This is a genomic window from Xenorhabdus yunnanensis, assembly GCF_028598805.1.
In the GTDB taxonomy this organism is placed as follows: domain Bacteria; phylum Pseudomonadota; class Gammaproteobacteria; order Enterobacterales; family Enterobacteriaceae; genus Xenorhabdus; species Xenorhabdus yunnanensis.
This window is the reverse complement of sequence record NZ_JAQRFI010000268.1, coordinates 1-349: the sequence shown is the minus strand read 5'-3', so window position 1 is coordinate 349 and position 349 is coordinate 1. Positions and strand designations below refer to the sequence as shown.

Below are 349 nucleotides of genomic sequence, written 5' to 3'. Positions count from 1 at the left end.
ATCAGCTTCTGGTAGTAGTGACCGAGGAACGGCGAGAACGGGGTGCCCGATAATCCGATAACCTTACAGTCTGTTTCGGTTATCAGCCGCGTAATTTCTTCCAGTATCTTCTTGCGTTTCAGGTGCGCTTCATCAATCACCAGCAAATTAATATCTTCGGGAAACTCACGACGGATCAGCGTGTCCGCCGACGCGATTTGAATCAGCTTGGACGGGTCTTGATTGGGGTGATCACGCCAGATATACGCGATTTCATCTTCCGGTAACCCATATTCGATAAAGCGCTGGGCAGTCTGATTTATCAGAACAAGGTATGGGCAGATCATCATGACCTTCATCCCCTTGGATA

1 protein-coding gene is annotated in these 349 nt (G+C 48.7%); it reads right to left on the bottom strand.

Annotated features, from left to right (window positions below; genetic code table 11):
* The coding region (locus tag PSI23_RS22190) for a DEAD/DEAH box helicase (protein ID WP_373567376.1) at positions 1-349 on the bottom strand (349 nt) is incomplete at both ends.